Origin of the sequence: Streptomyces luomodiensis (genome assembly GCF_031679605.1) — a bacterium.
Lineage (GTDB): Bacteria > Actinomycetota > Actinomycetes > Streptomycetales > Streptomycetaceae > Streptomyces > Streptomyces luomodiensis.
On record NZ_CP117522.1, the window covers coordinates 7,537,484 to 7,549,865 of the forward strand.

At 73.0% G+C, this 12,382-nt stretch carries 12 protein-coding genes; 2 read left to right on the forward strand and 10 right to left on the reverse strand.

Going from position 1 to position 12,382, the window contains the following annotated elements; all coding sequences use genetic code 11:
* From PS467_RS31840 to PS467_RS31865, 6 genes are all read right to left on the reverse strand, one after another.
* Positions 1–465 carry an SRPBCC family protein gene (locus tag PS467_RS31840; protein ID WP_268975129.1) on the reverse strand — a complete coding sequence of 155 codons (465 nt, stop codon included), beginning with the start codon at positions 463–465 and terminating at the stop codon, positions 1–3.
* A 2-nt stretch (positions 466–467) separates the two neighbouring features.
* Positions 468–725: an acyl carrier protein gene (locus PS467_RS31845; RefSeq protein ID WP_311038096.1), complete on the reverse strand. Its 258-nt coding sequence runs from the start codon at positions 723–725 to the stop codon at positions 468–470.
* Positions 725–1,975, reverse strand: a complete 1,251-nt coding sequence (locus PS467_RS31850) for a ketosynthase chain-length factor (protein WP_311038097.1) — start codon at positions 1,973–1,975, stop codon at positions 725–727. The genes PS467_RS31845 and PS467_RS31850 overlap by 1 nt, the downstream gene beginning before the upstream one ends.
* Positions 1,972–3,240 (reverse strand): beta-ketoacyl-[acyl-carrier-protein] synthase family protein, encoded by a 1,269-nt coding sequence (locus PS467_RS31855; protein ID WP_268975132.1) that lies wholly within the window; start codon positions 3,238–3,240, stop codon positions 1,972–1,974. The genes PS467_RS31850 and PS467_RS31855 overlap by 4 nt, the downstream gene beginning before the upstream one ends.
* Positions 3,237–3,644, reverse strand: a complete 408-nt coding sequence (locus tag PS467_RS31860; protein ID WP_268975133.1) for a cupin domain-containing protein — start codon at positions 3,642–3,644, stop codon at positions 3,237–3,239. Before PS467_RS31860 ends, PS467_RS31855 begins: the two co-directional genes overlap by 4 nt.
* 142 nt (positions 3,645–3,786) lie before the next feature.
* Positions 3,787–4,965, reverse strand: a complete 1,179-nt coding sequence (locus PS467_RS31865) for a SchA/CurD-like domain-containing protein (RefSeq protein WP_311038098.1) — start codon at positions 4,963–4,965, stop codon at positions 3,787–3,789.
* A gap of 165 nt (positions 4,966–5,130) precedes the next feature.
* On the opposite strand from PS467_RS31865, the gene PS467_RS31870 reads away from it, so the two are divergent.
* Positions 5,131–6,768, forward strand: coding sequence for an FAD-dependent oxidoreductase (locus PS467_RS31870; RefSeq protein ID WP_311038099.1), 1,638 nt, complete (start codon positions 5,131–5,133; stop codon positions 6,766–6,768).
* Between the two features lie 484 nt (positions 6,769–7,252).
* Here the strand turns inward: PS467_RS31870 and PS467_RS31875 are convergent, their stop codons facing one another.
* Positions 7,253–7,933, reverse strand: a complete 681-nt coding sequence (locus PS467_RS31875; protein WP_311038100.1) for a DedA family protein — start codon at positions 7,931–7,933, stop codon at positions 7,253–7,255.
* Positions 7,933–8,715, reverse strand: coding sequence for an MBL fold metallo-hydrolase (locus PS467_RS31880; RefSeq protein WP_311038101.1), 783 nt, complete (start codon positions 8,713–8,715; stop codon positions 7,933–7,935). The genes PS467_RS31875 and PS467_RS31880 overlap by 1 nt, the downstream gene beginning before the upstream one ends.
* 203 nt (positions 8,716–8,918) lie before the next feature.
* On the opposite strand from PS467_RS31880, the gene PS467_RS31885 reads away from it, so the two are divergent.
* Positions 8,919–9,944, forward strand: a complete 1,026-nt coding sequence (locus PS467_RS31885; protein ID WP_311038102.1) for a dipeptidase — start codon at positions 8,919–8,921, stop codon at positions 9,942–9,944.
* Between the two features lie 455 nt (positions 9,945–10,399).
* Here the strand turns inward: PS467_RS31885 and PS467_RS31890 are convergent, their stop codons facing one another.
* Positions 10,400–11,218 (reverse strand): alpha/beta fold hydrolase, encoded by an 819-nt coding sequence (locus tag PS467_RS31890; protein ID WP_311038103.1) that lies wholly within the window; start codon positions 11,216–11,218, stop codon positions 10,400–10,402.
* The gene (locus PS467_RS31895; RefSeq protein ID WP_311038104.1) at positions 11,215–12,378 is read right to left on the reverse strand and encodes an FAD-dependent oxidoreductase; all 1,164 of its coding nucleotides are present in this window, start codon (positions 12,376–12,378) and stop codon (positions 11,215–11,217) included. Before PS467_RS31895 ends, PS467_RS31890 begins: the two co-directional genes overlap by 4 nt.
* Between the last annotated feature and the right edge of the window lie 4 nt (positions 12,379–12,382).

The following is a 12,382-nucleotide window of genomic DNA, read 5'->3' on the forward strand; positions in this document are numbered from 1 at the left end:
TCATGCCCCCACCGTTTCGCGGGCCCGCTGCTCGATTTTCTCCCGGATCAGATCCATCTGAATGCGGGAATTGCGATTGATGTGGTCCGCCATCGTGGGGTCGTCCACCGGTGCGTCGGGCCGCATTTCGAAGTCCTGGGTCCAGCGCATGCGGGTGCCGTCGGACTCCTCCTCGTACTCCCAGCGGATGTTCATGTAGGCGAAGGGGCCGGGCTCGACGCGGCGTGCCCAGACCGTGCGCACATCGCGGGCCGTCTCCCGCTCGGACACCCAGCTCCAGACCTTGCCGTTCTCGTCGGGGTGCATGGTGAGGCGGAAGGTGGTGGTGTCCCCGTTCCGCTGGAGCACCTCGACCGAGGCGTACTCGCTGAACAGCTGCGGCCAGTTCTCGAGGTCGTTGGTCATGTCCCAGACGAGGTCGAACGGCGCCTTGATCATGACCTCGTTGTCGGTGTGGCCTGCCATCTTCATGCTCCTGAGGTAAGTGAGGTGTTGATGACCTCGAGGAAGTCACCGGGGGTCTTGCAGCTTTCGGCACCCGGTTCGATCGGGGTGCCGTACCGGTTCTCCAGCTCGCCGACGATGGCGAGCAGACCGAGCGAGTCCAGGCCGTACTCCTCGAAAGTGGAGTCCGGCCGGTCCCGCATCGTGTCCGGGTCGACGGTGAGCCCCGCGCACCGCTTCATCAGCGTGGCCAGTTCGGCGTAGGACAGTTGGCTGGGCATCAGTAATCTCCTTCCGGTCCGCGGAGCACGAGCGCCGCGTTGCATCCCATGAGCCCTCGGCTGAGCACCAGCGCCGTCCGCAGTTCGGCGGGTCGGGAGCTGCGGGTGACGAGGTCGAGGTCATGGCAGACGTCGGTGACGTACGGGGTCGGGGGCACCACCCGGTGCTCCATGGAGAGCACCGCGGCCACCACGTCCAGCGTGGGGGCCGCGCAGTGCACCCGGCCGAAGCCGGCCTTCGGCGCGGTCACCGGGACCCGGGTGCCGTGCGGCCCCAGGGCGTCGGCGATCGCCAGCGCCTCGGCGCGGTCCGCCTCGGGCACCCCCAGCGCGTCGGCGAACACCACGTCGATCTCCTCGGGCGCGCACTCCGCGTCCTCCAGGGCGACCCGGATGGCCTGGGCCAGCCCCTCCCGGGACCGCTCCCACCGGGACGCCCCGGTGAAGGTCGAGCCGTAGCCGGCGATGAAGCCCCGGATGCGCACCCCGCGACGCCGGGCGGCCCCCTCCTCCTCCACCACCAGCATCGCCCCGCCCTCCCCGGGCGCGAATCCGCAGGCGTCCTCGGTGAACGGCAGATAGGCCCGGCCCGCGTCACGGGCCCGGCTCACCTCGTCCCACCCGAGCATGCAGACGACGGAGTACGGCGCCAGCGACGCCTCGGACGCGCCCGCGACCATCGCGTCCGCCCCCCGCCGGATGGACCGGCGGGCGTGCGCGAGCGCGTCCAGACCGCCGGCCTCGTCGTTGGCCACCACCCCGCAGGGTCCCTTGAACCCGCCCCGGATGGAGACCTGGCCGGTGCTGGCCGCGTAGAACCACGCGATGGACTGGTACGGGCCCACATGGCGCGGCCCCTTGCCGTACAGCTGCTGGAGCTCGCGCTGGCCGAACTCACCACCTCCGGAACCGGCGGCGGTCACCACGCCCACGGCGAATGGCGACATGTCGTCCACCGGCAGCCGGGCGTCCTCCAGTGCGAGATCGGCCGAGGCCATCGCGAAGTGGGTGAAGCGGTCGGTCTGGACCAGGAACCGCTCCTCGATCATCGAAGCCGGATCGAAGCCGCGGACCTGGCCCGCGATCCGGACCGGGAAGTGCTCACTGCCCTCACGGGAGAGCCGGTCCAGGAAGGTGATCCCCTCCCGGGTCGCCTTCCAGAAGGCATCGGTGCCCACCCCGTTCGGGGCGATCACACCGATGCCCGTCACGGCCGCACCCCGGTTCCGGGTGTTCATCGCGGCGTTCATGCCACCCTCCCGTCCGCCCGGCTCAGCACCACCGCCGACTGGAAGCCGCCGAACCCGCTGCCCACCGACAGCACATGGCGCAGCGGGAGGGCGCGGGCGGTGCGCGGGACGTAGTCGAGATCGCATTCGGGGTCGGGGGTCTCGTAGTTGGCCGTCGGCGGCACCACGCCATGGGCGAGGGCCAGGGCGCAGGCGACCACCTCGATGGCGCCGATCGCCCCCAGCGAGTGGCCCACCATGGACTTGATCGAGCTCATGGGGGTCCGGTACGCGTGCTCGCCCAGGGACCGTTTCACCGCCGCCGTCTCGTGCCGGTCGTTCTGCTTGGTGCCCGAGCCGTGCGCGTTGACGTAGTCCACGTCGGAGCTGTTGACGCGGGCGTGGCCGAGGGCGTGGTCGATCGCCTCGGACATCTCCAGCCCCTCCCGGGTCAGACCGGTCATGTGGTACGCGTTGCCATAGGTGGCGAACCCCCGGAACTCGCAGTAGGCCCGCGCCCCCCGGGCCCGCGCGTGCTCCAGCTCCTCCAGCACCAGCACGGCGGCGCCCTCACCGAGGACGAAACCGTCCCGGTGGGCGTCGAACGGCCGGGAGGCGGTGGCCGCGTTGTCGTTGTTCGCCGAGGTGGCCTTGATCGAGTCGAAGCAGGCCACCGTCAGCGGGGTGATCGGCGAGTCCGCGGCCCCGGCGATGCACACATCGGCCCGCCGCTCCTCGATCGCCTGGAAGGCGTAACCGATCGCGTCCAGACCGGAGGTGCAGCCGGTGGAGACGGACTGCACCGGGCCCTGCGCCCCGGTCAGCTCCGCCACTCCGGAGGACAGCGCGCTCGGTGAGAACGCGTGCTGGAGATGCGGACCGGCCTTGCGGTGGTCCACGTCCCAGTGCTCACCGGCGTCGCTGACCTTGACGTAGTCCTGCTCCAGCCGGGTGGACGCGGCGACCGCGCTGCCCAGCGAAACCCCTATCCGCCAGGGGTTGATCGCCTGGAGGTCGAGACCCGAGTCCCGGACCGCCTCCTGCGCCGCCACCAGGGCGAACTGCACATAGCGGTCGGAGCGTTCGATCTGCTCGAAGCTCAGACCGCAGGCCACCGGGTCGAAGTCGCATTCGGCGGCGATCCGGGAGCGGAACCGCTCCGCGTCGAAGAGGGTGATGTTGCGGGTGGCCGTACGGCCCGCGGTGAGCATGTCCCAGAACGCCGGAACGCCCAAGCCCCCGGGGGCGACGATGCCGAGCCCGGTGACCACCACTCGTCGGGTCACGACGCCGCCTCGGCGGGTTCGGCGGCCTCCGTGTCCACGTGACCGAGCTCGGGGCGCGGCGCCAGGGGCCCGAGGTGGAAGACCATCCGGGCCTCGGTGTCCCCCACGTTGCGGAACCGGTGCCGCATGTTGATGGGGATCAGGATCGCCTGGTCGGGGCGGAGCGGATGCGCCGTGCCGTCCAGGTCCACCTCCACCTCGCCGCACACGAGGTACACGAACTCCTCGGAGTACGGGTGGTAGTGCTCGGCGACCCGTTCACCGGGTCCCACGATGGCCATCCCCATGAAGCCGCTCGTGGCACCCGCCAGGCTCGGGGTGAGCATGGCGCGCACGTCACCACCGCGTCGGCGGTTGGGGGCGACCGCGGCGAGGTCGACGATGTGAGGGGACTGCGTGGTCATGATGAGTTCCTCCAGGTAGCGTCGCGCGGTCCGCGCCACGGGGTGGAAAACGGGGGAAGCGGGAGAAGCGGCGGGGAAGCGGGGCGAGGGGCGAGGGCGAAGGGCGAGGGGTGGACGGGACGGAACGGGACGGGACGGGACGTCAGTGGTCCGCCGCTCGGCGGTCGGTGACCGGGGTCATGTCGCAGTCGGCGAGGAAGCGGCGCAGCCCGTCGTCCACGGACAGGTCGATCGCCGCCCCCTCCGCCCCGAGGTCGAGCAACCGGCCCAGCACGGCGGCCGCCCGCCGTCCGCTGACACCGGCCGCCATGGCGGGGTTCCGGTCCAGCGGCACATTCAGATCCACCAGCCGGACCACGATGTCGTCACGCTGGAAGATGGTGCTGCTCAGCAGGGTCCTGGCGGACTGCTCCGCGGCCACCTCCCGGTTCACCGCCAGCTCGTCCTGGCGCGCCAGCAAGCTGGCCACCGCGGGTCCGCAGCCGGCCTTGACCGGGTAGAGCAGGGCGTGCCGGTGGACGTCCTCGGTGGGGCGCGGCCCGGCGGCCGTCATGTGGTGGACCACCGGGAGGGAGGCGCGGGCGAAGAACTCCCGTGCCGAGGCGGGGTCGTCGAGGTTGCGGTCCTCCTCCAGATACGGGTTGATGGCCTCCTCGACCGCCCTGATCTCCGGCTGCCGGGCCACGAACCGCAGCGCCGCGGTCAGATCCCCCTTGATCTCCACCGCCCGCACCACACGGTTGCCCCCCATGAACACGGAGGTGCGCACCAGCTCGGTGGTCTCGTCGACCCGCGCCTGGGGCGAGGCGTAATCGGCGAGGAGCTTGGCGACGGCGTCCTCGCTGCCGGGCTGCACCGTGAAGGTGAGCGCCTGCCGGACCAGCCCGTCGCCGACCCGCAGCGCGGCCTCCACCCCACGGGTGGTGACATCGACCGGCGCCGATCCGGCGGTCAGCGTCTCCCGCAGGATGCTGAACCGCAGCGAGCGGGTGTCCTCCACACATCCGTGGAAGGGCTTGACCATCTCCCGGTGCGCGGGGCTGTCCACCCAGGCCAGGAACGGAGGGGCGCTTTCCCACTCGCTGGTGATCAGCCATTGCGAGGGGTTCTCGATCGACTGGCACAGCTGGTCGCTGATGTGCCCGGGTACCGCGGCCACCTGCTGCGACAGCTGATCGTAGGCACGCAGAAAGCGCTGCTCGGCACCGCTGTTGACCTGCACCAGCAACACGACGCGCAACCTGGTGTCGGTGAGAGCGGATTCCACGGTCGTCGGTGTCTGATCCGCCGTGGCATCCGGCATCTCGGACAGGGTGCTCATATTCCACTCCTTATCTCGCGGGCGGGTCCTTCCGGGCATCGAGGACACCCGCCCGTTAGACGATCGTGGAGTGCTCCCACCAATGGCGCGAGATATGTGAGCCATCCGAGCGAACGCCTGGTCGGCGCATCGGAAGGGCCCGGAAGCACCGGGCATAGCAGCACAATGAACCGTCTTCCCGACAATGCTGAGCGTGTGCCCGTCCTCATCGCGGGCGGCTCCCTGGTGGGCCTGTCCGCCTCACTGTTCCTGGGCCGACTGGGGATCGGTCATCTGCTGGTCGAGAAACACCCGCGCACCTCGCACCACCCGCGCGGACGGGGGAACAACATTCGCACGATGGAGCTGTTCCGCACCGCCGGAGTGGAGCCCGCGATCCGCGAGGCCGCGTCCGTCCTGGCCGACAACCACGGAATCCTCCAGACGCCGTCCCTCACCGGTACGGAGGGCAACTGGCTCTTCCGGGAACTGGACCCGGACGGCAGAGCCGCCCGGATCAGCCCCTCCGGATGGTGCCTGTGCAGCCAGAACGACCTGGAGCCGGTGCTGCTGGGCGCCACCCGGGGACTCGGTGGCGAGGTGCGGTTCTCCACCGAGCTGATCTCCTTCGAGCAGGACGCGGACGGGGTCACCGCCGTGCTCCTGGACCGCAGGTCCGAGCGGCGCTCCACGGTCCGCGCCGACTACCTCATCGCCGCCGACGGCCCGCGCAGCCCGGTGCGCCGGGCGCTCGGCATCGGGCAGAGCGGACGCGGCGAGCTCTTCCACAACGTGTCCATCACCTTCCGCGCCAAGCGGCTCGCGGACGCGGTCGGGGACCGCCACTTCATCGCCTGCTACCTCACCAACCCGGAGGCCGACGGGGCCCTGCTGCCCGTCGACAACCAGGAGCAGTGGGTCTTCCACGCCCCCTGGCACCCCGAGCACGGCGAGCCGCTGGAGGCGTTCACCGACGAGCGCTGCGCCCAGCACATCCGCACCGCCGTCGGCATGCCCGACCTGGAGGTCGAGGTCACCGGAAAGGCGCCCTGGCATGCCGCCGAGCGAGTGGCGGACCAGTACTCCGACGGCCGGGTCTTCCTCGCCGGGGACTCCGCGCACGAGATGTCCCCCACCGGCGCCTTCGGCTCCAACACCGGTATCCAGGACGCCCACAACCTGGCGTGGAAGATCGCCGCCGTGCTCGGCGGCTGGGCCGGCCCCGGCCTGCTGGAGACCTACGGCACGGAGCGGCGGCCGGTCGCCCAGGCCACCAGCGCCCGCGCCGCCGCCCGTTCGGCCGAGCACAGCCACCCCGGCTACTCGGCACCGGCCACCGAGGGCCCGCAGAGCAATGTCATGGCCGTCGCCATGGGCTACCGCTATGTGCGGGGCGCGGTCGTCGGCACCGACCCCACCGCCCCCTGCGTGCCCGAACGCTTCAGGGTCTCGGCCGAACCCGGCAACCGCGCCCCCCATATGTGGGTCCACCGCTGCGGTGTGCGGCTGTCCACCCTCGATCTGTACGAGCGCACCTGTGTGCTGCTCACCGGGCCGGGCGGTGCCTCCTGGTACGAGGCGGGCCACCGCGCCGCCGACGCCCTCGGGGTGCCGCTGGACTGCTACCGGGTGGGCGAAGGACCGGACCACGAACTCGCCCCCGAACCGGGCGCGGACTGGGCCGAACTCCACGGCACCGCCCCCGACGGAGCGGTCCTCGTCCGCCCCGACGGCTTCGTCGCCTGGCGCGCGGAACGCTCGGTGCCGGACCCGGAAGCGGCGTTGACGCGGACCCTGCGAGAAGTACTGAACCTCACCCCCTGACCCCCGTCCCCCGGCCCCGCGCCTCCGTTTCCCCGGCCCCGCCGCCCCCGCGGGAGCGCTGCCGCGGCCACCGACCCGGCACGTGACCGGGCCCCGCGGCCCTCCGTCCCTGCGGGGGAGCCGTGTTGGGTGTCGGGCCGGGGCCACAGGGGCCAGCCGGGTCAGTCGCGCCAGCCGGGTTGGTCGGTCGGGTCGGCCCAGCCGGGCCAGTCGGGTTGGCCGGTCGGGCTGGCCGGGCCACGCGGGTCGGTCGGTCGGGTTGGTCGGGCCAGCCGGGCCACCGGGGCCAGACGGGCTAGCCGAGTTGGCCGGGCCACGATGGGTCGGCTGGGGCAGCCGGGTTGGTTGGGCCAGCCGGGTTGGCCGCGTCGGCTGCGTCGGCCGGGCCGGTCGGGCCACGACGGGTCGGTCGGGTCGGCTGGGGGGCGGAGGCCGGTGACATGGTCGGGGCGGGGGCAGCAGGGCTCCCGTCCCGGCGGCGGGGTCAGCCTGGGGCCTCGCTGTGGGCGTCGCCGGTGGTGCGGCGGCGCAGCCGCCGCCACAGTCCGGGGGCCGTGCTGATCACCACCGTCAGCACCACGGCCGCCGCCACCCCCTCCCACGGCTCGGGGAAGAGCGAGCCGCCCAGGATTCCGATCAGCTGATACGTCACCGCCCAGGCCAGCGCCGCGGGCCCGGCACCGCGCGCGAACCTGCGCAGTGGCCAGCGCGCCAGCAGACAGGCCAGCATCACCGGTATCCGCCCCGCCGGGATCAGCCGGGACAGCACCAGGACCGCCACCCCGTGCTCGTTCAGCCGGTCCCGCGCCTGGTCCAGCCGCTCCGGCGCCGCGTGGTCGTGAATCCGCTCCAGCCACCGCGAGCCGTTCTTCGAGCGCACTCCGCGCCGCCCGAGCCAGTACAGCATCACGTCCCCGCAGAAGGCCGCCAGCGCGGCCACCGCGAAGACCACCAGCAGCGACAGCGGGGGAGCGGTCTGGTGGATGGCGACCACCGCCGCCGAGGAGACCACCGCCCCGGTGGGCACCACCGGCACCAGCGAGCCGAGCACCACCAGCAGGAACAGCGAGGGATACCCCACCGCCTGCTGGGTCGACTCGGACGGCACACTGCGCGCCAAATCCGCCACGTTCGCCAAATCCGCCAAGCCCGCCAAAGCCCCCATCACCTGGCGGGCTCCAGCCGAACGCACTCCCCGTGCCCCAGCCGGTGCACCACCGCGTCGGGGGCCAGCCGCCCGGCGTGGCGTACGAAGTCGTCGCCCGGGGCGTGGAATTCATGCGGCCGGATCGCGTCCATCCCGATCGGCCAGTACGTCCCGTAGTGCACCGGCACCGCGCAGCGCGCCCCCAGCCGCGCCAGCGCCTGTGCCGCGCGGCCCGGGTCGAGATGGCCGTGGCCGAGGTACGGCCCCCAGCCGCCCACCGGCAGCAGCGCCACCTCGCACGGGCCCACCGCCTCCGCCATCCGGTCGAACAGCCCGGTGTCCCCGGCGAAGTACGTGGTCGACTCGCCGCTCAGCACATAGCCCAGCGCGGGCACCCGGCTCGGCCCGTACGGCAGCCGCCGTCCGTCGTGCGCGGCCGGTACGGCCCGGATGCGCACCTCGCCGACCGTGCACACATCCCCCGGGGCCATCTCCGTCACCCGCAGCCCGCGCGCCGCCACCACCCGCCGCAGTCCGGGCACGGCACGCCCGGCCCCGCGCGGCACCACCAGCTGGGTGCCGGGCGCCAGCTTGGCCAGCGAGCCGAGGTGCAGATGGTCGGCGTGCAGATGGGAGACCAGGGCCACGTCGGCCACCGCCGCGGCGGCCGGCGGTACCGGGCCCCGGCGCCGCCGCAGATGGGCCAGGCGCCGTACGAAGAGCGGATCGGTCAGCACCCGCACCCCGGAGTCCCGCACGGTCGCGGTGGCGTGCCCCCACCAGGTGATCTCCACCGACATCTCCCGCCTCCGTCCCTCGGGCCGTCCAACCGATCCTCTCACCCCACCGGGCGGACCCGTCCGGGCGGCCCGGCGGGGTGGAAATTCCATGGACCGGCGGGCGGCGCGTACGCCACGATGACCGGTGGCCCAGCCGCCGCTGCTGCCCGCCGACGGTGAACCCCTTCAGCGGGACCGGGCGCGACAGAAAGCGAAGCATCCGTATGAGCCGTGCGCTGCACCGGCGCGCCGTCGTCGCCGACGCCCACAACGACCTGCTGATAGCCGTCACCGCCCGCCCGCCGCACCGCTGGGCCGGCTACTTCCGGGAGCGCTGGCTGCCCCAGCTGCGCGAGGGCGGGGTGGACCTCCAGGTGCTGCCGGTCTTCATCGACGACCGGTTCCGCCCCGAGGGCGCGCTGCGCGAGACGCTGCGGATGATCGAGTGCGCCCACACCCTCGCCGAGGGCAACGCCGATGAGGTACGGCTGTGTCTGGACGGCGACGACATCGACGCCGCGCTCGCCGAGGGCCGGATCGCGCTGGTGCTGGCGCTGGAGAGCGCCCCCGGGCTGGACGCCGATGTGGAGCTGTTCTCCACCGTGCACCGCCTCGGGGTGCGCATCGCCTCGATCGCCCACTGGGGCCGTACCGCGCTGGCCGACGGCAGTGGTGAGGACGCCACCGGGAGCCGGCTCACCGAGGCCGGGGTCCGGGCGCTGCGCGAGATGGAGCGGCTGGGCATCCTCTTCGACGTCTCCCACCTGGGCGCCTCCGGGGTGGCCCATGTACTGGAGCTGGCCACCCGTCCCGTGCTGGCCACCCACTCCTCCGCCCGCGCGCTGCTGGACCATCACCGCAACCTCACCGATGAGCAGTTGCGCGGGATCGCCGCGACCGGCGGCCTGGTGTGCGTGAACTTCCTCGGCGAGTTCCTGGCCACCGACCAGGCCGACCGCACGGTGGACCGGCTGGCCGACCACATCCTCCACATCGCGGAGGTCATCGGCGTCGACCGGGTGGGTCTCGGCCCGGACTTCATCAAGGAGGTCAGCGACGACACCACCCCGCCCTGCTGCGAGGACGTCGAGTACGCCCGACTGCTGGTCCCCGGCCTCGAAGGCCCCCGCGGACTGCCTCTGGTGACCGAGGCGCTGATCCGCGGGGGCCTTCCGGAGGCAGACGTCGAGAAGATCCTCGGCGGCAATGTGCTGGACATCTTCCGCAAGGAACTGGGCCGCCCCCGTTGACACCCCCTTCCCCCGCCCGGCCCGAAGGGCGGTGCCCTACGGCCGGTGGCGGGGGCGGTGCCCTACGGCCCGACATGCCGGGGCGGTGAACTACCGCCCGGCGGCGGGGATGCTGCCCTACGGTCCGGCGGCGGGGCTGGTAAGCCACCGGCCGGTGGCGGGGACGTTGCCCTACCGCACGGTGCCGGGGATGGTGACTACGGCCCGGCAGCGGGGGTGGTGAATCACCGGCCGGTGGGGGCGGTGAGTCCATCGGCCGGTGGCGGGGATGGTGCCCTACGGCCCGGTGGCGAGGGCGATGAACTACCGCCCCGCGGCAGGGGTGGTGAGCCACCGCCCGGCGGCAGGGGCGGTGAATCACCGCCGGCAGCGGGGGCGGTGAACCACCGCCCGGTGGCGGGGACAGTGCCCTACGGCCCGACAGTGGGGGGTGAGCCACCCCCGGCCACGGTGCCCTACCGCCCGGCGGCGGCCAGGAAGGCGTCGATCGTGGCGAAGGTGGCCTGCGGTGCCTCCCGGGCGGGGAGGTGGCCCGCGTCCCGGATCAGCTCGAAGCGCGCCCCGGGGATGGCGGCGGCGTACGCGCGCCCGAAGTCGGGCGTGACGACCGTGTCGTTCTCGCCCCACACCGCGAGGGCGGGCACCTTCACCCGGGCGAGCCGGTGCAGCAGCTTCGGATCGGACAGCGACGGCCCGGTGTAGGCCAGCATCGCCCGGATGGCCTCGGGCGAGGGGCCCCGGGGCGGTTCCGGTGCGCCGGAGCCCTGCCCGGACGGCGGGGCAGCCGGGGCAGGCGAACCAGCCGGAGCAGCCGAACCAGCCGGGGCAGCCGGGGCAGGCGAACCAGGCGGGGCGGTGGGAATCCGCACCTCGTGCCCCTCGACCCGCGGTCCGATGGCGTCCACGATGATCAGGGCGCCGATGCGCCGGCCCCGGTCGCGCACGGTCATCTCGGAGGCGATCCAGCCGCCGAAGGAGCTGCCCAGGACGACGACATCGCTCAGGTCGCGGTCGTCCAGCAGTTCCAGATAGGTCTCGGCGAGGTCGCCGACCCCGGAGAACCACTCGGGCCGCGGGGTGCCGTCCCAGCCCGGGTGGGTCGGCGCCAGCACCCGGGAGGTGGCGGCGAAGTGGTCCACGACCCCGGTCATGGTGGCGGGGCCGCCGCCGCCATGCAGGACGAGCACGGGCCGGCCAGCGCCCACGTCCCGCACCGTCAGGGGGAGGCCGGGGTAGGGCTCGATGGTGAATCCCGTGGTCTGCTGGCTGGTCATCGGGCCGCACCCCCCGAGGTGACCGCGGTGAAGGCGTCCCGTGCGGTCCGCAGACCGTCCGGGCCGAAGAAGCCGGTGAGGTGCTCGGCCGACAGCGCGGCCGCCTCTTCGGCGCGCGGGAACATGGGTGTCTCGTAGGCGTTCAGGGCTGTCTCCAGGTCGTCGTGGGTGGCGAGGGCGAGGGCGAGTTCCGCGCCGTCGAGCATGGCGAGGTTGGCGCCCGCTCCCGCGAAGGGGGACATCAGATGGGCGGCGTCGCCCAGGAGCGTGACGCCGGGCACCCGGTCCCAGCGGTGGCCGATGGGCAGGGCGTGGATGGGCCGGGGGACGAGGGGGCCGTCGATGCCGGCGATCAGCGCGCGCAGTTGCTCGTCCCAGTCGGGGAAGAGGTCCAGGAGCCGCTTCTTGGACGCCGCCGGGTCCGCCGGGTCGATGAGGCCCGAACGGCTCCACTCCTCCGGCACCTTGACCGCGCTGTAGACGCGGATGCGGTCGCCGCCGTTGCGCTGGGCCGTCAGCCCCTTCTCGTCGGCCAGGGCGAACATCATGCCCTGTCCGACGAGTTCGGCGATGGCCGGGTGCCGGGTGCCGACGTCGCGCAGCAGACCGTCCACGAACGACAGGCCGGAGTAGACCGGGTCGGCGTGGGACAGCAGGGTCCGCACCCGGGACCACGCCCCGTCCGCGCCGACCAGCAGATCCGGCTCGACGGTCCGGCCGTCGGACAGGGTGAGCGTGGGCCGCCCGGCCGCCCCCATGGCGACCGTCCGCACCTTGTGGCCCCAGCGGACGGTCCCCTCGGGCAGCGAGCCCAGCAGCAGGTTCCGCAGTGCGCTGCGGTCGATCTCGGGGCGTTCCTCGCCCTCGCCCGGTTCCGGCGGGGGGATGCGGAGGCCGACGGTGGCGTCCTTGTCGAGCAGGCGCAGCTCCCCGCCCTCGGGACGGCTCAGCGGCCGGAACTCCTCGAGGAGTCCGGCGAGCAGCAGCGCGCGCTGGCCGGACTCCCGGTCCAGGTCCAGCGTGCCGCCCTGGTCGCGTGCGGTCGGCGACGCGTCCCCTTCGTAGACGGTCGAGGCGATGCCGTGCACGTGCAGGACGCGCGCCAGCGTCAGCCCTCCCAACCCCGCGCCCACGATGGCGATTCGGCGTTCTCCGGACATGGTG